General features: G+C 70.6%; 13 protein-coding genes and 1 pseudogene. 10 read left to right on the top strand and 4 right to left on the bottom strand.

Features of this window, described 5'->3' with window-relative positions:
• Positions 1-26: 26 nt before the first annotated feature.
• A complete protein-coding gene (locus ACSRUE_RS23625) occupies positions 27-6,401 on the bottom strand; it encodes a DUF4215 domain-containing protein (RefSeq protein WP_441292975.1) in 6,375 nt (2,124 codons plus the stop codon).
• Between the two features lie 367 nt (positions 6,402-6,768).
• The gene (locus ACSRUE_RS23630) at positions 6,769-7,665 is read right to left on the bottom strand and encodes an SDR family oxidoreductase (RefSeq protein ID WP_441292976.1); all 897 of its coding nucleotides are present in this window, start codon (positions 7,663-7,665) and stop codon (positions 6,769-6,771) included.
• Positions 7,666-7,993: 328 nt separating this feature from the next.
• On the opposite strand from ACSRUE_RS23630, the gene ACSRUE_RS23635 reads away from it, so the two are divergent.
• The 6 genes from ACSRUE_RS23635 (at position 7,994) to cobT (ending at position 15,070) form a co-directional block, all read left to right on the top strand.
• Entirely contained in the window at positions 7,994-8,182 is a 189-nt protein-coding gene (locus tag ACSRUE_RS23635) for a hypothetical protein (protein ID WP_441292977.1), read from the top strand.
• Between the two features lie 137 nt (positions 8,183-8,319).
• Positions 8,320-9,591, top strand: coding sequence for a hypothetical protein (locus ACSRUE_RS23640; protein ID WP_441292978.1), 1,272 nt, complete (start codon positions 8,320-8,322; stop codon positions 9,589-9,591).
• 2 nt (positions 9,592-9,593) lie between these two features.
• A complete protein-coding gene (locus tag ACSRUE_RS23645) occupies positions 9,594-10,133 on the top strand; it encodes a glycine-rich domain-containing protein (protein ID WP_441292979.1) in 540 nt (179 codons plus the stop codon).
• A complete protein-coding gene (locus ACSRUE_RS23650) occupies positions 10,130-11,341 on the top strand; it encodes an MFS transporter (protein WP_441292980.1) in 1,212 nt (403 codons plus the stop codon). The genes ACSRUE_RS23645 and ACSRUE_RS23650 overlap by 4 nt, the downstream gene beginning before the upstream one ends.
• Before the next feature lie 64 nt (positions 11,342-11,405).
• Entirely contained in the window at positions 11,406-13,049 is a 1,644-nt protein-coding gene (locus tag ACSRUE_RS23655; protein WP_441292981.1) for a flavin-containing monooxygenase, read from the top strand.
• A 173-nt stretch (positions 13,050-13,222) separates the two neighbouring features.
• Entirely contained in the window at positions 13,223-15,070 is a 1,848-nt protein-coding gene (gene cobT, locus ACSRUE_RS23660; protein ID WP_441292982.1) for a nicotinate-nucleotide--dimethylbenzimidazole phosphoribosyltransferase, read from the top strand.
• Here cobT and ACSRUE_RS23665 read toward each other — a convergent pair.
• Positions 15,022-15,993 carry a hypothetical protein gene (locus ACSRUE_RS23665; protein ID WP_441292983.1) on the bottom strand — a complete coding sequence of 324 codons (972 nt, stop codon included), beginning with the start codon at positions 15,991-15,993 and terminating at the stop codon, positions 15,022-15,024. The two genes, cobT and ACSRUE_RS23665, sit on opposite strands and share 49 nt — an antisense overlap.
• A 451-nt stretch (positions 15,994-16,444) precedes the next feature.
• Positions 16,445-18,319 carry a c-type cytochrome gene (locus ACSRUE_RS23670; protein WP_441292984.1) on the bottom strand — a complete coding sequence of 625 codons (1,875 nt, stop codon included), beginning with the start codon at positions 18,317-18,319 and terminating at the stop codon, positions 16,445-16,447.
• 850 nt (positions 18,320-19,169) lie between these two features.
• Between ACSRUE_RS23670 and ACSRUE_RS23675 the strand changes: the two genes are divergently transcribed.
• From ACSRUE_RS23675 to ACSRUE_RS23690, 4 genes and pseudogenes are all read left to right on the top strand, one after another.
• Entirely contained in the window at positions 19,170-21,998 is a 2,829-nt protein-coding gene (locus ACSRUE_RS23675; RefSeq protein ID WP_441292985.1) for a DNRLRE domain-containing protein, read from the top strand.
• A gap of 236 nt (positions 21,999-22,234) precedes the next feature.
• Complete coding sequence (gene asnB / locus ACSRUE_RS23680) at positions 22,235-24,085, top strand: asparagine synthase (glutamine-hydrolyzing) (RefSeq protein ID WP_441292986.1); 1,851 nt, start codon at positions 22,235-22,237, stop codon at positions 24,083-24,085.
• 250 nt (positions 24,086-24,335) lie between these two features.
• Positions 24,336-24,987, top strand: a pseudogene (locus ACSRUE_RS23685) (pectate lyase).
• 297 nt (positions 24,988-25,284) lie between these two features.
• A complete protein-coding gene (locus tag ACSRUE_RS23690; protein ID WP_441292987.1) occupies positions 25,285-26,091 on the top strand; it encodes a YbhB/YbcL family Raf kinase inhibitor-like protein in 807 nt (268 codons plus the stop codon).
• Positions 26,092-26,265 lie beyond the last annotated feature (174 nt).

The raw sequence follows: 26,265 nt of genomic DNA on the forward strand, positions 1-26,265 counted from the left end.
CGCCCCGCGCGCCCGCCTTCGCTCGATCAGTTGGGGAAGCCGTCGAACTGGCAGGTCAGGCTGCAGCCGTCGCCGCCCGTGCGGTTGCCGTCGTCGCACGCCTCGTAGGGTTTCTGCACCTTGCCGTCGCCGCAGTACGGGCCGTAGACGCAGCCCGGCGCGCACTTGCCGTAGCCGCCGGTGTTCTTGCCGTCGCCGTCGTCGCACTGCTCCGGGCCGTTGCGGATGCCGTCGCCGCAGCGCGGGCCGAGCTGGCAGCGCGGGCCGCACTGGCCGTAGCCGCCGTCGTTCTTGCCGTCGTCGCACTGCTCGCCGGGCTGGACGACGCCGTCGCCGCACTGCCCGCCGAGGCGGCAGTTGTTGCTGCAGCCCGTCGCCTCGTTCGGGGGATCGCACTGCTCGCCCCACTCCTCGTCGACGCGGCGGTCACCGCACTTCGCCGCCGGGCTGCAGTCGGGCATGCAGCTCCCGTAGAAGCCGTCGTTCACGCCGTCGTCGCAGGTCTCGGCGCCGTTGACGCGGCCGTCGCCGCAGTACGGCCCGTACTGGCAGAGCGCATCGCACCCGTCGTATTCGCCGCTGTTCTTGCCTTCGCCGAGATCGCAGTCCTCCTCCACGGGCTGGACGATGCCGTCACCGCAGCGCGGCCCGAGGATGCACGACGGCCCGCACTTGCCGTACTCGCCGTCGTTGATCCCGTCGTCGCACTCCTCGCCGAACTGCGGCTGGATCACCCCGTCGCCGCAGTGCGCGCCGAGCCGGCAGCTCACGCAGTTCGGGTCGGTGGCGCTGTCGCAGTCCTCGCCCCAGTCCGCGTCGACGCGGTTGTCGCCGCACCTCGGCGCCGGCGTGCAGCCCGGCGCGCAGGTGCCGTAGGTGCCGTCGTTCACGCCGTCGTCGCACGCCTCGGCGCCGTTCCTGATGCCGTCGCCGCAGTACGGCCCGTAGTCGCAGGTCGCGGTGCACCCGCCGTACCCGCCGGTGTTCTGCGCGCTGCCGAGATCGCAGTCCTCCTCGCCGGGCTGGACGATGCCGTCGCCGCAGCGCGGCCCGTAGAGGCACGAGGGGCCGCACTGGCCGTACCCGCCGTCGTTGACGCCGTCGTCGCACTCCTCGCCGAGGTTCGGCTGCGTGATCCCGTTGCCGCACTGCGCGGGGAGCCGGCAGCTCACGCAGCTCGGGTCAGCCAGGTTGTCGCACTCCTCGCCCCACTCGGTGTCGACGCGGTTGTCACCGCACCTCGGCGCCGGCGTGCAGCTCGGGTTGCAGGTGCCGTAAGCGCCGTCGTTGACGCCGTCGTCGCACCCCTCGGCGCCGTTCCTGATGCCGTCGCCGCAGTACGGACCGTAGTTGCAGGTCGCGGTGCACCCGCCGTACCCGCCGGTGTTCTGCGCGCTGCCGAGGTCGCAGCGCTCTTCCTCGGGCTGGACGATGCCGTCGCCGCAGCGCGGCCCGTAGAGGCACGAGAGCCCGCACTGGCCGTACCCGCCGTCGTTCACGCCGTCGTCGCACTCCTCGCCGAGGTCCGGCTGCGTGATCCCGTTGCCGCATTGCGGGGGGAGCTGGCAGTTCAGGCAGTTCGGGTCGGCCGCGTTGTCGCACTCCTCGCCCCACTCGGTGTCGACGCGGTTGTCGCCGCACCTCGGGGCCGGCGTGCAGTTCGCGTCGCAGGTGCCGTAAGCGCCGTCGTTGACGCCGTCGTCGCACCCCTCGGCGCCGTTCCTGATGCCGTCGCCGCAGTACGGACCGTAGTTGCAGGTCGCGGTGCACCCGCCGTACCCGCCGGTGTTCTGCGCGCTGCCGAGGTCGCAGCGCTCTTCCTCGGGCTGGACGATGCCGTCGCCGCAGCGCGGCCCGTAGAGGCACGAGAGCCCGCACTGGCCGTACCCGCCGTCATTGACGCCGTCGTCGCACTCCTCGCCGAGGTCCCGCTGCGTGGTCCCGTCGCCGCAGTGCTCGCCGCGCTGGCAGCGCACGCAGTTCAGGTCGGTCGCGCTGTCGCACTCCTCGCCCCAGTCGGCGTCGACGCGGTTGTCGCCGCACATCGGCGCCGGCGTGCAGTTCGGGTTGCAGGTGCCGTAGAAGCCGTCGTTGACGCCGTCATCGCACCCCTCGGTGCCGTTCCTGATGCCGTCGCCGCAGTACGGCCCGATCTGGCACTCGAGCGTGCAGCCGCCGTAGCCGTTCGCCGTGTTGCCGGCGCCGAGATCGCACGCCTCGTACGGCGCGTCGACCGCGCCGTCGCCGCACCGGGGCGGGGCCACGCACCCCGGCGCGCAGGCGTTCGAGGCGTTGGCGTACGCGCTGTTGTTGACCCCGTTGTCGCAGGTCTCCGGGCCGTTCCTCTGGCCGTCGCCGCAGTACGGCCCGAGCTGGCAGTTGTTGCACCCGCCGTAGCCCGTCCCGTTCTCGGTGCCGTCGTCGCACTCCTCGCCCGGCGTCACGACCGGCGGGTCGACCCCGCACTGCGGCGTGCACACCGACGTGCCGGCGCTGAAGCCCGACAGCGTGAGCTGGTAGTTCGACCCGGTGACGTGGCGCTCGGCCTGGAACACCGCGATCTCGTAGACCTTGCCCGGCTCGAGGTTCAGATCGACCTCGTAGGGGTTGCGGGCGTCCGCCGGGCAGACGTTCTGGTTGCAGGGGGTCACGCGGGCGTCGCCGTTGTCCAGGATGGTCACGCTCTCCTGGAGCTGCCCGTGGATGCCGCCGATGTCCGCGGTCAACGTGTTCTTGATGAACACCCAGACGTCGTCGTCACCGAAGAAGGTGAGCACCGGATCGGCCGCAGCGCCGTTTGGCATGAACTGGAACCAGTACCGGACCTCGCTCGTGAAGTAGAAGTTGTGCCCCTGGTCCTGCGCCTTCTCCAGCCCGGCGGAGACCAGGTTGTCGAGCACGGGATCGCCGTTCGGCTGGGTGCGATCCACGGGCCAGAACGGGTTCCGCTGGTACACGTACCTGCCGGCGTCCGGGAGCAGCTCGATGGTGGTGACGAGCGTCCTGTTGTACGTCGGGTTGTCCCGGTACCACCACTGGAAGTTGTTCTGCCCCGTGGTCCAGCCGTTCGCGTCGCTCGGCGTGACGAAGCCGGGGCCGAACCTGCTCACGGGCTTGCCGTCGACGTCGAGAGTCGTCTGGACCGTGCGGTCGGTCTGAATGCCGCTGGCGTTGCTGGGCGCGATCTCGAAATCGAAGTGCCCGACGAGGCTGTCCGTCAGGTTGTTGTCGCACGCGGTGTTGCTGACGCTGCGGTCGTACGAGGTCGGGCACCAGCCGATGAAGTCGCGGATGACCATCGGCAGCCGCATCTCGCTGGGCTGAACGGTGCAGGTGTAGCCCGGCTCGATCGTGCACGTCGCGGAGCAGCCGTCGCCGCTCACGGTGTTGCCGTCGTCGCACGCCTCGGTGGTGTCGCCGGGCAGGAGCATGCCGTCGCCGCACTTCGAGATGCACGCGCCGCCCTTGCAGTCCGGCTCGCCCTTGCAGTCCGGCGTGCAGCCGTCGCGCCAGTTGCCGTTGCCGTCGTCGCAGGGCTCGGTGCCCTCGCGAATGCCGTTGCCGCAGACCGAGAAGCCCGTGCAGTCCTGGGGCTCGCCGTCGTCGCACATGCTGCCGGGCTCGATCCGGCAGGTCTCGTCGCAGCCGTCGTCCGAGAAGGGATTGCCGTCGTCGCACTGCTCGGCGCCGTTCTTGACGCCGTCGCCGCAGACGGTCTTGCAGGGGAACCCGACGCGCGAGCAATCCCACCCGTCCTCGATCGTCTGGCAATCGGCGCTGCAGCCGTCCCCGCTCGCCGGGGGCTGCTGCCCGTCGTCGCACACCTCGGTGCCGCTGATCTTGCCGTCGCCGCACACGGGCGGCGCCGGCGGGTTGCAGCGCCCACCGCCCGGCGGGCACGTCCAGCCGACCTCGATCTTGCACTGCGGCGTGCAGCCGTCGCCGCCGACAGGGTTCTCCCCGCCGCCGTCGTCGCACTGCTCACCGAGCTGCACCGTGCCGTCGCCGCAATAGGTCCTCACGGTGCAGGGCTGGCCGGGCTTGCAGATCCAGCCCTGCTCGAGCCGGCAATCCGCCGTGCAGCCGTCGCCCGACGCGGAGCCGCCGTCGTCGCACTCCTCGCCGTTGTTCACCCGCCCATCGCCGCACTGGAAGACGAGGACGCAGGCGTTGCCGGGCTCTGGGCACACGTACGCCGGGTCCACCGTCTTGCAATCCGCGCTGCAGCCGTCGCCGCCCGCGGTGTTGCCGTCGTCGCAGAGCTCGCCGGGGTTCACGACGCCGTCGCCGCACCGGAACAGGAGCACGCAGGGCTGACCCGGGGTCGGGCAGCTGTAGAAGGACTCCTGCCGGCACAGGCTCGAGCAGCCGTCGCCGCCCGCGGTGTTGCCGTCATCGCACTGCTCGCCGGTCTCCTTGAGGCCGTTGCCGCAGGCCGGCAGCCGCGTGCACGGCTGGCCCGGCCGGCTGCACTGATACCCCGCCTCGCGCATGCAGTCCGCGCTGCAGCCGTCGCCGCTCACGGTGTTGCCGTCCTCGCACTGCTCGCCGTCGTTCACGCGGCCGTCGCCGCACCAGTAGTTGAGGGTGCAGGGCTGACCCGGCGTCGTGCACGTGTAGATCGGGTCCACCCCGCTGCAGTCGGCGCTGCAGCCGTCGCCGCCCACGGTGTTGCCGTCGTCGCAGACCTCGCCCGGGCTGAGCACGCCGTCGCCGCACCGGATCAAGAACTCGCAGGGCTGGCCCGGGGTCGGGCAGGTGTAGAAGGCCTCCTGCCGGCACAGGCTCGAGCAGCCGTCGCCGCCCGCGGTGTTGCCGTCATCGCACTGCTCACCGGTCTCCCTGAGGCCGTTGCCGCAGACAGGCAGCCGGGTGCACGGCTGGCCGGGGCGGCTGCACTGATACCCCTCCTCGCGCATGCAGGTGGCGCTGCAGCCGTCGCCGCTCCGGGTGTTGCCGTCCTCGCACTGCTCGCCGTCGTTCACGCGGCCGTCGCCGCACCAGTAGAGGCGGGTGCAGGGCTGACCCGGCGTGGGGCACGTGTAGATCGGGTCGATCGCCTTGCAATCCGCGCTGCAGCCGTCGCCGCCCACGGTGTTGCCGTCGTCGCAGACCTCGCCCGGGTTGATCGCGCCGTCGCCGCACCAGTAGAGGAGGGTGCAGGGCCGACCCGGGGTCGGGCAGGTGTAGAAGGACTCCTGACGGCACAGGCTCGAGCAGCCGTCGCCGCTCGCGGTGTTGCCGTCGTCGCACTGCTCGCCGCTCTCCAGGGCGCCGTTGCCGCAGACCGGCAGGCGCTCGCACGGCTGCCCGGGCCGCGAGCACACGAAGCCGGGCTCGCGCATGCAGGTCGCGCTGCAGCCGTCGCCGGAGGCGGGCGGGTCGTCGCCGTCCTCGCACTGCTCGCCGTTGTTCACGCGCCCGTCGCCGCAGCGATAGAGGAGAATGCAGGGCTTCCCCGGCTCGGAGCACGCGTAAAGCGGGTCCAGCGTCTTGCAGTCGGCGCTGCAGCCGTCGCCGCCCTGGGCGTTGCCGTCGTCGCAGAGCTCGCCCGGATCCACCGCGCCGTCGCCGCACCGGATCAGGAGCTCGCACGGCTGTCCCGGCGTCGTGCAGACGTAGAAGGACTCCTGTCGGCAGAGGCTCGAGCAGCCGTCGCCGCTCGCGGCGTTGCCGTCGTCGCAGAGCTCGCCGGCCTCCTTGACCCCGTTGCCGCAGACCGGCAGGCGCTCGCACGGCTGCCCGGGCTTCGGGCACACGAAGCCCGCCTCCCGCTTGCAGTCCGCGCCGCAGCCGTCGCCGGGCGTCTCGTTGCGGTCGTCGCACTCCTCGGAGCCGTTCACGCGGCCATCGCCGCAGTCGTAGAGCAGCGTGCACGCCTCGCCCGGCCTCGGACAGACGTACGAGGGATCGACGAGGATGCAGTCGGCGCTGCAGCCGTCGCCGTCAGTGGTGTTGCCGTCGTCGCAGAACTCGCCCGGATCGACCACGCCATCGCCGCAGGCGATGGTCAGCACGCACGGCTCGCCGGGCGGACATGCACAGTAAGGCTCGATCTCGCACAGGCCGGAACAGCAATCGCCGGGCAGGCTGTTGCCGTCGTCGCACGCCTCGCTGGCCTGGTTGATCTCGCCGTCGCCGCAGGCGGGCTCCTGGGGCAAGAGGCACTCGGGGGGCGGGTCGTCGACGGCGCAGGGATCGGGCCCGCCGCCGCTTCCGCCGCCGCCGGAGGCGACGCCCGAGCCGAAGTCACTGCCGCCGTCGCCGGAGCTGCTGGAGGTCACGCTCCCCGCGCCGCCTACGCCGGGATCGCCCGTGGTGGAGGGCGCGCCCCCTCCACAGGCGGCGACTATTTGCAGCAATCCCACGGCCAAAGGCAGATAAGACGTTCTCAACCTCACGACACACCTCGACGAACACGAGCGGCTGCGCTCGGGCAGAAAGGCCGACGACCCGTCTCCAGGGTAGCCCGGCCGCCCTTCGCGCCCCTAGACGAAAATCACTTCATCCTGCGCCACTCAGCCGCACCCGCAGGGGCGCCCGTTCGCAGCGGAGTCGGCGGAGCACCGCTGACGAATGACGCGCGTTGCGCGACGCAGCGACGGATGGACACGGTGTTTCATTTCAGCTGCCGGTGCACAGGCGCGCGAGCCAGGCTGGCGGCCCGGTTCGGTCTTGACATTCGCGCTGTGACGGGAGCTCGGAGATGGTTCGTGTCCCAGGGAGGCGCCGAGAGCTCCGCGCCCCGCGGATCCCGGCCGCTGCGCGCTACCCGCCGGCTCGCCTGAGCACGCCGCCGAGGCCCATCCACTCGATGTACGCCCGCTGCACGTCCTCGGTCCTGCGGTTGATCTCCTCCGCGGCGCCGTTGCCCAGCGGGTCGAGCACGGTGCGCAGCGGCCGCTCCCCGGCCGGCAGCTCCGCGAGCTTCAGGATCGCGTCCGCGACCTGCTGCGGGTCTGGCGGACCTTGGCGCTTCATCGTCTCGATCACCGGCTTCCACAGCTCCGCGGCGAGCGCGAAGAGGGCCCCATACTCGGCCGATCGAGCCTCGTCGGCCTGCATCGCGTTGAGCATCACGCCGGTCGTCGGGAACGCGCCCGGCTCGACGATGGCGACGTCGATCCCGAGCGGCGCGAGCTCGTAACTGATGCACTCGGCCATCGCCTCCAGCGCGAACTTGCTCGCGCTGTAATGGCCGAAGAGCGGCGTCGCGACCCGCCCGACGGCGCTGCTCACGTGGACGAGGAGGCCGCTCTTCTGCCGGCGCATCGCGGGCAGCACGGCGCGGTTGACGCGCACGGCGCCGAGGTAGTTCACCTGAAAGGTGGCCTCGGCCTGCGCCACGGTGAACGCCTCGATCGGCCCCTGGGACAGGACGCCCGCGTTGTTGATCACCACGTCGACGCCGCCCGCCTCGTCGAGCACGCGCGCAACGCCCGCGTCGACCGAGGCGTCGCTCGTCACGTCGAGCTCGATCACGCGGAGCGCGAGCCCCTCGCGCGCGGCGAGCTCCGCGAGCTCGGACGCCGGCCCCGCGTTCCTCGACATGATCGCGCGCATCCCGGCGAAGACGCGGTGTCCCGCGCGGGCGAGGGTGACGGCGGTCGCGCGGCCGAAGCCGCTGCTGGATCCTGTGATGAGGGAACGGAGCTCTCGGGTCATTCTCTCGCTCGCTTTCGAAAGGGAGCAAGGAGCGTATCGCGCGGGATCCCCCGGTGGAACCGGCGAACGGCGATCGTCGGAATGGCCGCGCGCCGAGATAGTTCCATTGGTTCTGGAGCGGCCGACTCGGCGGATGGCCGGGCGGCGCGATCCACCCACGGATTGGCCGCCTTGACCCCTTCGGGTCGAACCGTATAGTCAGCGAGACGGTCGGGCTGCCCACAAATGGTGTCTGCCGGACCGTCGAGCACACGACCGCCGCCCTGCGCGGGTTGTGGACGTGTGCGCCGTGGTTGCATCGTCCAACATCACATCATCGGAGGTTCGAATGGATCACCTGATTCGGCAGATCGCCCAGGACCGTCTCTGGAAGCAGTGGATCGCGGCCAACACGTCCGGTGCGCCGACCCTCGACGCCGGCTGCATCTCGCGGAAGGAAGGCTGTATCTCGAAGAAGGCCGGCTGCATCTCGCGGAAGGCGGGCTGCATCTCGAAGAAGGCCGGCTGCATCAGCTGACGGAGCCGCCGGGGCCGCGAGCGAGGCGGCAAGACCATGTTCATCTTCCCGTGATCTTCTGCCTCGCTCGCGCGCGCCCGGACCGACGGGGGCTGCGCTTCTCGATGGCCGTTCAACCTTTTTCCTGGAGTCGACCGATGGACGCCCGCGGACCGACGCTCGCAGCGATGATCGATCAGGTCAAGGACATCCCTATCTACCGACAGTCGATCGAGAAGGGCTCTTTCCCGATCCTGGACAAGCCGGAGATCGCAAGAGGCTTTCCGGACAACTGGATGACCCCGAGGCTCGCCGAGGCGCTGAAGGTCGGCGAGGCGGAGCTCGTGCTCTCGACCGGGACCAACCACGCGCGGATGCAGATCATCCGCCCGCCTTTCTTCCTTCTGAAATCGTACTACCGCCTGTGGAGCGAGCACCCCGACCTCGCGGTCACCTGGCATGAGGGCTGCCAGCGCGTCTCGGTCACCACGGTGCTGGCGACCGAGCACGTGGCGCGGCTCGCCGCGAGGCGGCGCGGCGCCGAGGTGCCGGCGCTCCCCAGCCTCGAGGAGCGCCGGCTCGACGCGCGGACGCTCTATATCAACCTGCGGCTCGACCCGGCGCTCTGGGATCGGGGCGACGTCGAGCGCATGCTCGCCGAGATGAGCGCCGTCCGGGAGGCGCATCCGCGACGCCTTTACCACCTCGACTGCGATGGCTACCACCTCGCTCACCTGGTGAAGAAGGCCATGGACATCGGAGCGTGGGAGCGGTTTCCGAGGCCGGCCAGCATCGTTCACGCCTACGAGCTCACGCCGAGGAACGTGCGGCGGTTCCTGGCGCAGCGCTTCGAATGCCCGATCGTCGACCTGTTCGGCAGCACCGAGCTCGGATATCTGTATTACAGCGATCGTCACGGCCGCTACTGGCCTTACCTGGACCAGATGCACCTGGAGCTGATCCCTGTCGAGGAGGGCAGCGCGATCTACAGCCTCATCGTCTCGAGCGTGCGCAACCCCTGCATGCCGCTCATCCGTTATCGCTCGGGCGACTGCGCCGAGACGGTCGACGGCTCCCCCGATCCGCTCCGGATCCGCCGGTTCTGCGGGCGCGAGCGGGAGCTCCTCTGGGCCCAGAAGAGGGGCCCGATCTCGCAGGCCGATCTCGATGACTGGATCGCCGTCTCCGCGCCGTCCGTCTTCGTCTATCAGCTCCACGCGGAGGGACAGCGGCGGGGCCGGTTGCTCTATACCACCTTCGACGGCGCGCCCGCCGCTCCGGCCGCTGCGCGCGCGCTGCGAGAGCGGATCTGGGAGGGCGCCGGCCTCGACTGCGTCCTCGAGCACCGCGCCCAACTCGCGATCGGCAAGTCCGGGAAGTACGCATGGCTGGTGCAGGGCGGCGAGGCCGCGGAGCGAGGTGGCTCGTGACGATGGAACGACCCAGGGTGACGGCGGCCGCGCTGAAGGCGCGGCTCGACGGCGCGCTCTTCTCCGGCGTGGTGCGCCATTTCGTGCGGACCACCGGCGAGGAGCCCGCGACCGTCGAGCGTCAGGTGCTCGAATGCCTGCGGTACCTCTACCTGATATCGCGCTATCCGGAGCCGCTGGCAGGGCTGTTCTTGCCCGTGGAGCAGGCGATCGACGAGGTCTGGCACTACCTGATCTTGCAGACGCGGGAGTACCGCGAGCTGTGCGAGGAGCGCCTCCCGGGGCGCTTCTTCATCCATCACCGCAGCCTGCCCTACGAGGACTATCAGGAGGCGCAGGCCAGCCGGGAGCAGGCGATCGAGGAGGCGCTGCGCTGGCTGCCGCTCTACCGCGACGAGTTCGGGCCCTTCGACGAGGGCGCGCTGCCGTACTGGACGATGGTGCGCTTTCTCCACGAGCGCCTAGGCCTCTCCCTCGAGGCGATCGCGGCGCTCGACGCGGGGAACGGGGCCGTCCTGCCCGGCGTGGAGCGCGTCCGTTGAGCCATCGGACTGTCATCACCGCGCCCGCGCCCGCCACGTCCGTCAACACGCTGGTCCTGCTGCTTTGCCAGGTCCTGGGGATCGCTTCCGTGGTGTCGATCCAGTTCGCCGGCAGCGTGGTGGGTGAGCGGCTCGCGAGGGACATGCGGCTCGCGACGCTCCCGGTGGCCGTGCTCGTGCTGTCCTCGGCGCTGGGCACCTGGCCGGCCAGCCAGCTGATGCGCCGCTTCGGGCGCAAGCCCTGCTTCATCGCCGCGGCGCTCCTGTCTGCCGGCTGCCTCGCGCTCGCGGCGCGCGCGGCGGACCGCTCCGATCTCCCGCTGTTCTGCGCGGCGGTCTCCGGCGTCGGCCTGCACGGCGCCTTCGTGCAGCAGGTTCGCTTCGCGATCCTCGAAGGGCAGGAGAGCCATCGGGCGCCGCGCCTCCTGACCATGATCCAGCTCGCGAGCGCGCTCGGCATCGTCCCTGGCATCTCGCTCTTCGGCCTGCTGGAAGGACGGACGTCCAGCGAGCTGCCCTCTGCCCTGCTCGTCCTCTCGGCGCTCCAGGTCGTCGCGGCGCTCGCGTTCGTGTCGTACCGGCCGCAGGAAGCGCGGGTCGCGGAGGCCTCCGCCGCGCCCGACCCGGGGGCTCCCGCGCTGTACTGGCCCATGGTGGCGATTGGCGCGGGCGCTTTCCTCGTGATGAGCCTCATCATGGTGCCGACGCCCCTCCAGATGTGCGGCGTCGAGCAGAGCTCGATCCGGCAGGCGGGCTGGGTGATCGAGGTGCACCTCCTGAGCATGTACCTGCCTTCGCTCTCGGTCGGCGCCCTCCTCAAGCGGATGTCGATCGCGGCGCTCCAGGGGCTCGGGCTGCTCTTCCTGCTGGCGGGGTTCGTGATCAGCCTGGCTCCAGGGCTCGAAGGGCACCTGGTCGGGCTCTCGCTGGTCGGGGTCGGATGGTGTTACGTGTTCGTGACCGCGACGACCCTGGTCGCGCGCAGCCGGTCCGGCCCCGAGCGTTTCCGGGCGCAGGGCGTCAATGATCTGTGCGTGTTCGCCGCCAGCGGCGCGGCGTCGCTCACGTCCGGTGCGCTCCTGTCGGCGCTGGGGTGGAGCGGCCTCGTGCAGCTCGGGGTGGTGCTGGTCCTGGGCTTGATGGCGCTCGCCCTTCGCGTCCACCGCGCCCCACGCCCGGCGCGGGCGCAGGGCGGCGCGCGTCTCTGAAGCGATCGCGCGGGGCCTCGGGCGGCCGCTCGCGCACCCATGTCCGGAGAGGGAGGCGAACATCATGTCTGACGTGCAGTCGAATCGTTCAGGAGACAGCCCCGCGCCTCGGGGCCGCGTCGACGCCGTCGTCGTCGGCGCCGGCTTCGCGGGTCTGTACATGCTCTACCGCCTGCGCCGGCTCGGCCTCTCTGTCCGCGTCTACGAGGCGGGCGGCGGGGTGGGCGGCACCTGGTACTGGAACCGCTACCCCGGCGCGCGCTGCGACATTGCGAGCATGGACTACTCCTACTCGTTCTCTCCCGAGCTCCAGCAGGAATGGACGTGGACCGAGCGATACGCCACGCAGCCGGAGATCCTGCGTTATCTCGAGCACGTCGCGGACAGGTTCGAGCTCCGCGCGCACATCCAGCTCCGGACGCGGGTGACCGCGGCCGCCTTCGACGAGGCGACGGATCGGTGGGTGATCCGGACCGACGACGGCGCCAGCGTGTCCGCCGGGTTCTTGATCATGGCGACAGGCTGCCTGTCCGCCGCGAAGGTGCCCGACCTCGAGGGGCTCGAGGCATTCCGGGGCGAGCGATACCACACCAGCCACTGGCCGCACGGCGGCGTCGACTTCACCGGCAAGCGCGTCGGCGTCATCGGCACGGGCTCGTCCGGCGTCCAGGTCATCCCCGCCATCGCCGAGCAGGCGGCGCGCCTCTTCGTCTTCCAGCGGACCCCGTGCTTCAGCGTGCCAGCGCGCAACGCGCCCCTGGAGGCGGCCTACGAATCGCGGATGAAGGCGAACTACGCGGAGCACCGGCAGAGGGCCCGCGAGACGCGCGCCGGCGTCATCATGGACGTCGACCCGCGGTCCGCGCTGGAGGTGCCGCCCGAGGAGCGGGAGCGCGCGTATCAGGCTCGCTGGGAGCAGGGCGGCACCGGCTTCCTCGCCACGTTCTCGGACGTGATGCGGTCCCGGGAAGCCAACGAGACCGCCGCCGAGTTCGTCCGATCCCGGATCCGCGCGACGGTCCGCGACCCGGACGTCGCCGAGGCGCTGTCGCCGAGGGGGTATCCGCTGGGCACCCGCCGGCTCTGCGTCGACACCGGCTATTACGAGACCTTCAACCGGGAGAACGTCACGCTGGTCGACGTCAAGGCTTCGCCTATCGAGGAGATCACGAAGGCGGGGCTCCGGACGCGGAGCGCGGAGTACGCGCTCGACAGCCTCGTGCTCGCCACGGGCTTCGACGCCATGACGGGCGCCCTGACCAGGATCGAGCTCCGCGGGAGGGGCGGCGAGCCGCTCACGGCGAGGTGGGCCGACGGCCCGCGCACGTACCTCGGCGTCGCCATCGCCGGCTTCCCGAACCTGTTCACGATCACCGGGCCTGGGAGCCCGTCCGTGTTCAGCAATGCGATCGTCTCCATCGAGCAGCACGTGGAATGGATCGCGGAGTGCATCGCGTACCTGCGAGAGCGAGGCTTCGCGTGCATCGAGGCCACCGCCGAGGCGGAGGAGGGGTGGGTCGCGCACGCCAACGAGGTGGCCGAAGGCACGCTGTATCCGCTGGCCAGCTCCTGGTACGTCGGGGCGAATATCCCCGGCAAGCCGCGCGTCCTCATGCCCTATGCCGGGGGCGTCGGCGCCTACAGAAAGCGGTGCGAGGCGGTCGCGGCACAGGGATACGAGGGGTTCTCCCTGTCGAGGGCAGGGTAGTTGCGGTTAACCGGGGTGGCCCCTCGTGATGGGCGTGATCGTCGCGGCGGCCCCGCTCGCCCAGCGCCCCATCGGCGCGGCTCGCTGGCTCGAAGGAAGGCGCGCGAGGGGGGCCGTCCGCAGCGCACGGCCGCCGGCTGCCCATCGCCTGGCAACTGTGGTAGCTGACCGCCGTGAACGCCACACACGAACCGTCGTACCTGGTCCCGGAGGCCGTCGCCGCCTTCGACGAGGGAGCGCGGCAGGCGGTCTACGACGTCATCGCCCTGCGGCGCGACGTGCGGCATTTCGAGCCGGGGCGCGCGCTCGACCGGGCTGTCCTGCGGCGCATCCTCGAGGCCGCCCACCTGGCGCCCAGCGTGGGATTCTCCCAGCCCTGGGGCTTCGTCGTTGTGCGTGACGAGGCGCAGCGCGCGCGGATCCGCGAGAGCTTCCTTCGCTGCCGTCAGGCGGAGGCTGCCCGTTTTCCGGAGGGCCGGCGCGAGCAGTACCTCTCCTATCGCCTCGAGGGGATCCTCGAGGCGTCGCTCAACCTGTGCGTCGCGGTCGACCTGAGGCCGCGCGGGGAGGCGATCCTGGGCACGATCGTCCAGCCCGAGGCGGTGCGCGCGAGCGCGTGCTGCGCGGTGCAGAACCTCTGGCTCGCCGCGCGCGCCGAGGGCGTCGGCGTCGGCTGGGTCAGCATCGTGGAGCCCGCCGTCCTCCGCGCCGAGCTGCGCCTCCCGCCGGGGGTGGAGCCGATTGCGTATCTCTGCCTGGGCCACCCCGTCGCGTTCCGGCGGCGACCGATGCTGGAAGAGAGCGGCTGGCGAGCGCGGCGCGCTGTCGATGAGGTCGTCCACGAACATGGCATCTGGCAAGACCGCGACGACGCCGGCGCGCCCGCGGCGTGCCGCGCCAGCGAGCCGCCGCGCTCATCGCTCCGCACGACGGCGATCCCACCGCTCGCCGCCGCCGCCATGGAGGCCGCCCGTGCGCACCAGGCCACGCTCGGCCTGCCGGCGGGCAGCCTGGGGCGGCTAGAGCAGCTCGCGGCGTGGTGGGCCGGCGTGCGTGGCGAGTTTCCGCTCCCGTTGCCCGCGCCGGGGCTGGCCGTGTTCTGCGCGGATCACGGCGTCATCGCGGAGGGCGGGAGCGCTCACCCCTCCTCGGCGACGACGGCGAGGCTCGCGGACGTGATGGCCGGGGGCGCGGCGGTCTCGGCGCTGGCGGCCCGCCACGGCGTGCGGCTCGTCGCGGTCGACGTCGGCCTCGCGGGCGATCTCTCGGCGCTGCCGTGCGCGCCTGTCGTCCCGCTGGCGCCGCGGGTGGTGCGGCGTGGCACAGGGAACCTGCGGCGCGAGCCGGCGATGACGCGCGACGAGGTGGCATGCGCGATGGAGGCGGGCGCCGAGATCGCCCGCGCGCTCGCCGCGGACGGCGTCACGCTCGCGGGCGCCGGCGACATCGGCGTCGGCAACACGACCGCGGCGACAGCCGTCCTGTGCGCCCTCACGGGCGCGCCGCCGGCGAGCCTCGCGGGACCGGGCGCCGGCCTCGACGCGGAGGGCGTCGCGCGCCAGGCCGGCGTCGTCGCCGACGCGCTCGCGCTTCACGCGCCCGATCCGGCGGACCCCCTCGATGTGCTGGCGAAGGTCGGCGGGCTGGAGATCGCCGCGATGGCCGGCTTCGCGCTCGAGGCCGCGCGGCTGCGCGTGGGCGTCGTCGTCGATGGGCTGACGGCGTACACCGCGGCCCTCTGCGCCGTCAGGATGGCCCCAGCGCTCCGGCCATGGCTCCTCGCGGTGCACCGCTCGACCGAGCCGGCGGCGGCCCTCGCGCTCACCGAGCTCGGTCTCGAGCCGCTCTTCGATCTGGGACTACGGGTGGGCGAGGGGATCGGCGCCGTGCTCGGGCTGCACCTCGTCGGCGCCAGCGTCTCGACGCTGAGCGGGCTCGACCCTCGTCGCGAGCTCGCGCGCGGCGCCGGCGCTCACGGGGTCGTGGCCTCGGGGTCCGTCTCCGGCGCCGGCTCCTTGTAGAACGCCACGTCGTCGATCCACACGCTGAATTGACGGCTCGCTGCGAAGCGGAACTGGATGGCCCAGATCTTCGTCATGTCGACCGCCTCGAACGCCTGGCCCCAGCCGGACTGCTTGAGGCTGGCGAAGGGCACCTTGATTTGAGTCCAGCAGTTCGTCAGCGAGATGGTCTTGGTGAAGTGATCGCTGCATCCGCCGTCAGCAGCGGTGCAGATCTCGCCATCCTGCCAGGTCTGTGCGTCGACGACGTCCACGAGAACCTTGTTGTAGGAGCCTCCGTCGGCGTAGGCAAAGAAGGTGACCCCGCTGAACTCGGAGGCGTCGTAGAGGCCCAGCTGGGACGACGAAGGGCTGTTCAGCTGGAAGCCGAAGAGGGCTCCCCAGCTTTCGAACAAGTCGTCGGCCACCACGTGCGCTGCCAGCGTGCTGTCGCCGCGCGGCGATTCGAGGAGGCTCATCACGAATTGCTCGCCCACTCCGGGCGTTTGCGTCCCCTTGCCATCGTTCGCTACGAACCAGAGCCCTCGCCGTGGGTTCGTTTCATCTTTCACTTCGATGATGAAATGGTCGTCATCTTCCATGTCGTCGATCAACGACAGTTCCAGCGTGGGGTCGCCCAGCGGCGGCTCCGGGCATTCACTCCCGGCTCCTCCACCTCCCGTGTCCGTGCCGCCGGTGCCGCCTTCGCCGCCAGCGCCCCCGCCTCCCGCGTCCGTGCCGCCGGTGCCGCCTTCGCCGCCAGCGCCCCCGCCTCCCGCGTCCGTGCCGCCGGTGCCGCCCTCCCCGCCAGCGCCCCCGGTGTTGCCGTGCGCGACCTCGTATAACTTATCGAAGCCGAAGATCTGGGCACATCCAGCCCCGAGCACCGCAATGAGGCACCCGCCGGTCCACCGCGCAAAAGCCAGCTTGCTGTTCATGGTCATGGAAGGGATCTCCGAGAAGCTTCAGCCAATCACGATAGGACGCTGCGTGCCAGAATGGAAGCGCGTCGGTCGCGACGCGAGCCGCCGCGGCGCGGGCTCGAGACAGCGGCTGGCGGCCCCTCGCCGACCCAGCGCTGCTCAGCCTGTCGAATCAAGGCAGCTCGCCTGCGCGGAGCGACCGTTCCCTACATGATATGTCGGCGTGAGGAAGCCTCCGCCATCGCCTGTCGGCGACTCGGTAGCTCTGGCGAGCTCCGTGGCGACAGCCCTGTGGCGTCGACCGTGTCACGGCGCCCCGGGCGCGCTCTTCTCGACCGCGCATTGCAATCCCATGAGCGCTGGAGTCGCGCGGACGCACGGCGCGGAGCGCTCGAGCGATGTCGATGAACCGACCGCGTTACCGATCGTGGCGCGGCATCACCGGGTGTTGCCGATCGTGGCGCGGCGTCCGTCAACACGCGCCTTCGGCGCGGCGGCCGCGGGCCACGCCGGCGAGCGCGAGCCCGAGCAGCGCTGCCTGGACGAGGCAAGTCTCGACCGCAGGGTAGATGCCGAGCGCGGTGAATCGAGGGAGCGGCAGCCGGTGGAGCGGCAGCAGCCCGCAGAGCTGGAGGGCGGCCACGGCGCGGCCGGCGAGCGGGACGCACAGCAGGCAGGCGAGCCAGGCGGGAGGGCTCGCCCAGCGGCGCGCGGCCGCCCGGCTCGCGCGGGTGACCAGTGCCGCGCCGGCGGCGAGCAGCGCGAGCGCGATCAACACCCCGGCCACGGCGGGCGGCGCGACGGGGAGCGACACCCCGAGCGCGGCGTCGAGCGCCGAGAACGCCGCGCCGAAGCAGGCCAGCAGCGCGGCCGCGAACACGGCCGCTCGGCCGCCTCGCGACAGGCCGCCATGCAATGGATCGTGCGAGCTCACCTGCCGCGCGCCGCGCCGCCGGCCGAGCGCCGCCGCGCCGGCGAGCGCCGCGAGCGCGAGCGAGATCGTCGCGCCTGCCGTGAGCGTTCGCCAGAAGCCGGCCAGGTGCGCGAGCGCCGCCGCGACCCAGGCGGCGAGCGCGAGCAGCAGCGCCGCGCCCGACGCGACGTGGACGACGCGCCGGCTCCGTGACGGCGCGGCGGCGGCGAGCGCGGCGAGGAACAGCGCCGCAGCGGCGAGCTCGCGCAGCGCCAAGCGGCTCGAGACCTGGGCCACGAGCCGACCTGGCGCGACTCCGGACCGCGCGAGCGCGACCTCGGCGTAGGTCGCGTCGCGCAGGAGCGTGGCCATGCCCGCGTCGAGCGTGTCTGTCGTCGCGCCTGCCGCGAGCGCCGCTCGAAGGGCGAAGGCGCCGTCGCCGAGGTCGTCCGCGAGCGCCTCCTTCACGGTGCGGACGCTCGCCTCGGCCGCGTCGATGCCGTCGAGCTGGGCCGTGCTGAGCGCCTCGCGCGCGTCGGCGAGCCTGCCCTCGCGCAGCGCGGCGCGCCCCCTGTCGAACGCGGCGCGGGCGATGGAGAGGGGGTGTGACGCGGCCTCGCCGCCATAGGCGACGCGCCGCCGGAGCTCCGCGAGGAGCGCCGCGTGCCGCTCGGCGGGGATCCCGCGCGCGGAGAGCTCGGCGCGCAGGTCCGCGTCGGAGCGGACCGCGAGCTCGACCATGGAGTAGTCCGGCAGATCGAGCGGCCTCGAGCTCTCGCCGGGCTCGGGGTGGTGGAGGCCGACGACGTGGAAGGCGAGGTCCCAGCGGTCGCGGGCGGAGAGAAAGGTGAACGGCACCATGGCCGTGCCGCTGACGCCGAATCGAACCGCGGACTCGACACCGACGGGCGCGAGCTGCTCGGCGATGCTCGCGTCGTGGAAGTTCGCCGGGTGCGGGACCAGGCTCGCCGCGCGCCGGGTATCGGCGTGCCCCGTCGGGCCGTGGCAGATGGCGCAGTTCTCCTGGTAGAGGGCCGCGCCGCGCTCCGCGTCGGGCCGCGAGAGCGGCGCCTCCGCCAGCCGGAAGGCGGACGCGACCCGATCACGCGCGCCCCGGGCCGCGATGGCGACCCGATCCGCGGCGACCTTCGCCTCGACGAGCTCGCGCACGCTGACGATGCCCTGCGCGAGGTCGCCCGCCTCCCTCTCGAGCGCGGACGGCTGGATGCGGGTGGCGACCAGGATCGCCTCGCCGAGCAGCGCCAGCTGCTCGTCATACTCGATGACGCTGGTGACGGCGCCGTTCGCGACGCACCCGCCATAGTCCATGGCGACGTAGCCGAGCACATGGACGAGGCGGCGCGCCTCGACCTCGGCCGGCTCCCCCGGATCCGCCAGCGCAGGGTGCTCGCCCAGGAGCAGGACGGCTGCCATGGCGGCAGCGCTGACCGCCGCCATCGCGGTGAGCCCGACCGTCGTTGCTCGCGGGATACGCGGGAATGGCGAGAATCGCGGGGTGGAGCCGCCCCGCGCCCGCGATCCAGCGCACACCCCCGTCGCAATCGTGCGCCCAGGTCCCGCGCGGAAAGTCAGAAATCGCGATGACACGTATCCCTCATACAATCGAAAAAGAGTTCATGCTAGCTTCCCTCGATCGTGCAGCGACCCCGCTGCTCGACGACAATGCTTTGAGGTCCTCACGATAATCCTGCAGCGGGGCGCGCAGGGGCGCCGCACCAGCTGGCCAGGGAGCAGAAAGGCTTTGCAAGACTGACCTACCGCTGTCGCGCGAGGCGGCTACGGGCGAAGGCCCCGGCGTCCGTTCTCCGTGCGAGCGTCCGAGCAAGAGCAAGCGGACGCGACGGACGCGACGGACGCGTCGGACGCGACGGACGCGATTGAACGCCGGGACGACGAGCGCCGATCGTCGGCGCCGGGAACGTAGTCAGTGTTGGCCAGTGTTGGCGCTCACTCGACAGTGGCGACGGAATTCTGTTGTGCCTTGAGCGCACCCCGGCAATCGCTGCCCTCTCCGTCGCCGCTCAGAGACAGAGACCGGAGTGGCCTGCCGCCGGCGCGTGGCGCTCCGATTTAAGATGATCTCCCATGTATGGTTTCGGTAAGATGGTAGCAGCGCGTTCACGTCCGATGCGCTGCTCGCGCGCGGCATCAGGCGCGATGCGATCGCTGGCGTGACCGTGCCGGGAAGGCGCCCGGCTCGCCGCATGGCGAGCGTTTGTTGGAGGCAAGGCGGGATGAATCAGCAAGCTCGGAGGGTGAAGCAATGAAATTGAACCCCGGACATCTGGCCGCAGCGTCGGTGGCAGTGACGATGGCGTGGGCCGGCCAGGCGGCCGCCCAGTCGGTGATGAGGCAGCCCTATCTGCAGTCGTTGACGCCCAGCTCGGTCTACGTGGTGTGGACGACCGACGTGGGCACGGACAGTCGCGTGCGCTACGGGACCGATCCGGCGAATCTGACGCAGACGGTGGATCTCGGCGCGCTCGCGACCCAGCACGAGGTGCTCATCGGCGGGCTCACGCCGAACACCCGCTACTACTACAGCGTCGGTACATCGAGCGCGGTGCTGGCGGGCGGCTCCTCCTCCTTCTACTTCGAGACGGCGCCGCCCGTGTCCACGCCGAAGAAGTTCCGGGCGTGGATCATCGGCGACACCGGCTACGGCGGCACGGCGCCCTGGGCGACGCGAGACGCGATGCTGAACGCCGTCGGCGCGTACCGCCCCAACCTGTTCCTGCACATGGGGGACATGGCGTACAACTTCGGCACCACGGAGGAGTTCACCAACGGTTTCTTCAATCAGTACGCGGCGATCCTTCGCAACACGGTCGTGTGGCCGACGTTCGGCAACCACGAGGGCCTGAGCTCCGACTCGGCGACGCAGACCGGTCCTTACTACACCGCCTACGTGCTCCCTGCCGCCGGGGAGGCCGGCGGGGTTCCCTCCGGCACGGAGGCTTACTACTCGTACGACTATGCGAACGTCCACTTCGTCGTCCTCGACGGCTATGGCTCCTCGCGTTACTCGACCGGCGCCATGTCGGCCTGGCTCGCCGCCGATCTCGCCGCGACGGAGCAGGACTGGATCGTCGCGTACATGCACTTTCCGATGTACACGAAGGGCACCCACGACTCGGACGAGGACTGGCTGACCATCGAGCACCGGGAGTTCCTCGCGCCCATCCTCGACGAGGGCGGGGTCGACCTGGTGCTCGCGGGCCACTCGCACAACTACGAGCGCTCGTTCCTCGTGGACGGCGCCTACGATACGCCGACCACGGCGGCCGGGCACATCGTCGACGGGCGCGACGGCAAGCCGCTCGGCGACGGCCCCTACGTGAAGCTCCCTGGCAAGGGGAGCCACGAAGGCGCGGTCCACGTCGTCGCCGGCCACGGCACGTACGTGGGCGGCTCCGGAGGCCACCCGCTCATGTACTTCAACGAGGCGCAGAGCGGCTCGTGCCTCCTCGACGTCGAGGACAACCGGCTCACGGTGTCCAACGTTCGTTACGACGGCGTGATCAGCGATCGCTTCGCGATCGTGAAGGGAACGGCCCTCGACGTCGCGGCGCCCGACGGCGGGGAGCGCCTGCCGCCGGGCGGCATCTTCCCGATCCGCTGGGCGACCGTGGGGAACATCCCCACGGTTCGGATCGAGTACACGACCGACGACGGCGCGACCTGGACCACGATCACGAGCAGCGCCGCCAACACGGGCCGCTACAACTGGGTGGTTCCCTCCATCGACACGACGACGGCCCTCGTGCGCGTCTCCGATGCCGAGCACCCGCTGCTCTCCGACGAGAGCAACGCCGGCTTCACGATCCAGAGCCTCCCCCGCACGGCGGTCTACTTCGGCGATTACTGGGTTTACGATGACCTGGGCGTCGACTGGGGTACGGCCTGGCAAAACCTCACGTTCGACGACTCCTCGTGGAAGGGGGGCTGGGGGCAGCTCGGCTACGGCGACGGCGGGGAGGGCACGGCCCTCTACCGGGCCACGCCGTCGTATCCCACCGCCTACTTCCGGAAGATCATCCCGATCGACGGGCCGGTCGCGCAGGCGACCATGAAGCTCATCCACGACGATGGCGTCGTCGTCTGGCTCAACGGCACCCAGGTGGCATCGAAGCGCGTGACCGGCACGGCCTACGGTGACTATGCGTCCGCGGAGTCGCGCGACGACGAGCTCACCACGGTGACGCTCTCCCCGAGCTCTTTCGTGGTCGGAAGCAACATCCTCGCCGTGATGGTCAAGCAATCGGCCCCCAGTTCGACCGATCTGTCCTTCGACATGGAGCTGACGCTCACCTATGCGCCGCCTGGCAGCGGGAGCAGCAGCAGCTCGAGCTCGTCGAGCAGCTCGAGCTCGTCCAGCAGCACGAGCGGTTCGAGCACGAGCAGCAGCACGAGCGGTTCGAGCAGCTCGAGCAGCAGCACGAGCGTATCGAGCAGCACGAGCGCATCCAGCACGAGCACAGGCAGCGTCATGATGACCAGCGCGATGAGCGTGGGCAGCAGCGGGTCGGGCGGGGCCGGCGGCGCCGGCGGCGCCGGCTCCGGAGGCACGCCCGTGTGCAGGACCGTGCAGCGCGGCGTCTTCGGCACGGTCTGGGACGCGACGCTCTGGTCGGGCTCGCCGACCTACATGGAGGGGTCGTACCCGTCGATCTACACGGGCGGAGCCGGCACCGGAGGCTTCCGTGCTGCGCTCGTCTGGTTCGACCTCTCGTTCATCCCCGCGGGCGCGCCGGTCTACTCGGCCACCTTGACGATGAATCAGGTGTACAAGGCGGCGGTCACCACCGTTCGTCTCCACGAGGCCCTCGCGCCCTGGGGCGAGACGACCGTGAGCTGGAACAGCTACAACCAGAGCTGGGAGCCGCTCAGCTTCGCGTCGATCGTCACCGTCAACGGCACCGGCGATCGGACCGCCGACCTCACCGATCTCGTGCAGGACTGGGTGAGCGGCGTCCTCCCGAACTACGGGTTCGTGATGGAAGAGGACGCGGCGGGGGCGACGCAGTGGCGGGCCAGCGAAGACACCACCGCGTCGCGCCGCCCGCGCCTCGAGGTCTGCTACGCAGAGTGATCGCGCAGGGCGACGCGCCGGCGGGCAGCGCCGGCCGGCCTCGTCGCCCCCTGCGCGTCCAGGATCTCCGCTCCATCCCTGTTGAGCGCTGAGCGCCGCGCTGGCCAGCTCGGTTGCGCGGCCCAGCCGCACTGTCTACGCTCGTCCGCCGAACAGCGAGCGATCCGCGAGCGCCGCGGCGGGCTGTCCTGGCTCGCCGCTGGCGCGCGGTGGCGCTGAGAGGGAGGGGATCGTCCATGTGCGGCATTGCTGGATGGGTGGACTATGAGCGCGATCTGACGCTGGAGCGCGATGTCCTGCAGACGATGACAGCGACGATGAAGCTCCGCGGCCCGGACGACGAAGGCGTATGGCTCGCTCCGCGCGCGGGCCTCGGGCACCGCCGCCTCGCCATCATCGATCTCGAGGGGGGCCGCCAGCCGATGATCGCCGACGAGGACGGCGCGCCGGTGGCCGTGCTCATCTACACGGGCGAGGTCTACAATTTCCGCGAGCTGCGCGGCGAGCTCGAGGCCCGGGGCCACCGCTTCAAGACCCACAGCGACACCGAGGTCGTGCTCCATGCGTATCTCGAGTGGGGCGCGGGCTTCCCCCGGCGGCTCAACGGAATGTTCGCCTTCGCCCTCTGGGACGTCCGCGCAGAGGAGCTCCTGCTCGTCCGGGATCGGCTGGGCATCAAGCCGCTCTTCTACCAGCAGATCGGCTCGGCGGTGCTCTTCGGCTCGGAGCCCAAGGCGATCCTCGCGAACCCGCTCGCGTCGCCGACCGTGGACGTGGGCGGCCTGCGCGAGCTCCTCGCCTTCGTCAAGACGCCCGGAGCCTCCGTGTTCCGCGACATGCGAGAGGTCCGCCCGGGCCATGTCGTGCACGTGCGGCGGGATGGGATCTCCGAGCGCCGCTACTGGGCGCTCGAGTCCAGGCCGCACGAGGACGACCTGCAGGCCACGATCCGCACGGTCCGCGGGCTGCTCGAGGACACCGTGGCGCGACAGCTCATCTCCGATGTGCCCCTCTGCTCCCTCCTGTCCGGAGGGCTCGACTCGAGCGCAGTGACCGCCCTTGCGCAGCGGGCGCTCAGGGCGGAGGGCGCGGGCCCCGTGCGCTCCTTCTCCGTCGAGTTCGCGGGGCACGCCGAGCACTTCACGCCGGACGCGCTGCGGAGCACGCAGGACACGCCGTACGTCGCCGAGGTCGCGCGGCACGTCGGGTCGGACCACGCGGGCATCGTGCTCTCCGCGGCCCAGCTGGCCGACCCCGAGATCCGCGCCGCCGTGCTGCGCGCTCGGGATGTCCCGATCGCCTTCGGTGACCTGGATGCTTCGCTGTACCTCCTCTTCCGCGCCATCCGGGAGCGCTCCACGGTGGCGCTCTCGGGCGAGTCGGCCGACGAGGTCTTCGGCGGATACCTCTGGTTCCACGACCCGGAGACGGTGGCGGCGGAGACGTTCCCCTGGCTCGCCATGCGCATGAAGATGCATGGCGCGAGCGCCGCCGCTCAGCTGCTCTCCCCCGCGCTCCTCGCGCAGATCGACCTTCAGGGCCACGTCGCCGCGCGCTACCGGGAAGCCCTCGCCGAGGTCCCGCGCCTGCCGGGCGAGGACGGCGCGGAGCGGCGCATGCGGGAGATAGGTTATTTGCACCTGACGCGGTTCCTGCCGATCCTGCTCGACCGCAAGGATCGCATGAGCATGGCGACCGGCCTCGAGGTCCGGGTCCCGTTCTGCGACCACCGGCTCGTGGAGTACGTCTTCAACGCGCCGTGGTCGATGAAGACCTTCGATGGGCGCGAGAAGAGCCTGCTGCGCGCCGCGTCCGAGGATCTCCTGCCGCGCTCGGTGCTCGACCGTCGCAAGAGCCCGTATCCGGCGACGCAGGATCCAGCGTATGCCGAGCGGCTCCGAGGCCAGCTCGCGGGGCTCCTCGCCCGGAAGGACGCGCCGGTGCTGCCGCTCCTCGACATGGCTCGCGCCCGCGCCGTCGCCTCGGAGTCCGGAGGAGCGGTCGATGAGCTCGCCCGGTCGAGCATGCAACAGGTCCTCCTGCTCGACGACTGGCTGACCCGTTATCGGATCAAGCTGGCGCTCTGAGCCGCGTGCCTGGCGCCGCCGGCGAGCGCGACCGCGGCCGCGCCCGGCGGGCAGGCTCGCGCCGTCCGTGAAGGGATCGTCGGTGAAGTCCTTCGACGCTTATGGCTCCTCCACCGGCGACAGCTGGACGACCGCGACGCTCGGGGAAAAATCGCTCTCTGGCAATGTCGAGTTCGCGCTCACGTGCAAGGGCAAGAACTCCTCGTCGTCCGGGTACGATCTGAAGGTCGACTACATCGAGCTCGTGCCGGTGGGCGGCGGCGACTCTGGCGGGAGCTCGGGCGGCGGCACCACGACGGCGGGGAACGGCGGCGTCGTCAGCTCGACGATCATCGTGAAGGCGGGCGAGACGTTCGACGGCGACGGCAAGCGGTACATCGCCGACAAGAACACGCTCGGGGACGGCAGCCAGGCCGAGGACCAGAAGCCGGTGTTCAAGCTCGAGGACGGCGCGAAGCTGAAGAACGTGGTCCTCGGCGCGCCGGCGGCCGACGGCATTCACACGTACGGCAACGTCACGCTCGAGAACATCGTCTGGGAGGACATCGGCGAGGACGCCCTGACGGTCAAGAAGTCCGGCACGGTGGTGCTGAACGGCGGCTCCGCGAGGAACGGCGACGACAAGGTGTTCCAGAACAACGCGGCCAGCACGTTCAAGGTGTCGAATTTCACGGCGCAGAACGCGGGCAAGTTCATCCGGCAGAACGGGGGGACGGACTTCAAGGTCGACGTCTTCATCGACCGGTGCGACATCATCGAAGATGAAGGAGTCCATCTTCAGGACGGACAGCAGCAGCAGCAGCGTGACGATGACGAACACCCGCTACAGCGGCATCGGCAAGGCGCTCTTCATGGGCGTGAGCTCCTCGAAGATCACGACGTCCAACAACACGCAATACTGACCGGCGGTTCTGCACATTTCCGCCAGAGCAGGAGCGTCCACGCGGGCGCTCCTGGGCGCTCTTGCGCGGTGTCAAGGGTCAAGGGCCCTCCGCTCCGCCTCTACCTCTCTGGCGAGCTGGTGAGAGACCCGGAGCGATGTGTCGCGCCAGGCGCGCTCATGTCAACGTTCACATTTCTCAATCACTCACTGTTTCGAGAAATATACCGCTAAATTGCGGATCTTTGTCGCGAGGGGAGAAGCGACTGTCATCGCGATAGGAACGCCGGTGTGGCATCATGCGCCAATGCGTACCATCATGGATAGGCTCACACGTAGCGCTCGATACCTCGCCTTTGCGGCCATGCCGTTCGCCATCCTGAACTGCTCCAGCGACGATCCCGATGTGTCGGGGGACGGCGGGGGGAGCGCGGCGAGCACCGGCTCCCCGAGCGCCAGCAGCAGCAGCGCCAGTAGCAGCAGCGCCGACAGCTCGAGCTCGAGCGGAGGCGACCCTGCGACCACCACGACGTCGGGGGCAGGCGGAAGCGGAGAGGGTGGCGCGACGGGAGCAGGCGGAAGCGGAGAGGGCGGCTCGGGAGAGGGCGGCGCGCCCTCCGAGGAGTTCGCGCTCGCGAGCACCAATCACGAGGAAGGGGCGAAGTTCGCCGACAAGTACACCTGCCAGACCGCCGGCTTCCAGAACAGCGTCATGCCGGAGCTCCACTGGACCCCGGGGCCTGCGGGCACGAAGAGCTACGCCATCACCTTCATCGATGTCACCCTGGCGCACGCGACGCCGTCGCAGCCCAACGGCTATCACTGGGTTCTGTACAACATTCCTGCCACCACCACCTCGCTGCCCGAGGGGTTCAAGCAGGCGGACGCGACGCAGCTCGGCGCCAAGCAGAACTCGAATTACCTCGGGCCCTGCCCCAATTACGGCACCAGCACCGGCACGAAGACCGACACCTACGAGTTCACGATCTACGCGCTCGCCGAGGAATCGATCACGATCACGGGCACCGGCACGGCTGCAGTGAGGGACGCGGAGACCAAGCTCGAGGCGAAGCACCTCGAGAGCGCGAAGCTCACCGGCACGTCCAACGCGTTCTCGACGCGATGAAGCGGTAGCTGCTTTCTCGGTCCTGAAGCATCCTCTCGAATCTTTCGAGAAGATTCACTGGGAGGCGGGGAGTGAAATCCCATGATTTCCCTGTCTCCCCGCCTCCCTGTTCAAATTTTCTCTTCCCCCAAATGCCAACAAAATGAGGAGATTTGTCAGCTCTACGGCCTGACC

Origin of the sequence: Sorangium sp. KYC3313 (assembly GCF_052075895.1) — a bacterium.
Taxonomy (GTDB): domain Bacteria; phylum Myxococcota_A; class Polyangia; order Polyangiales; family Polyangiaceae; genus Sorangium; species Sorangium cellulosum_B.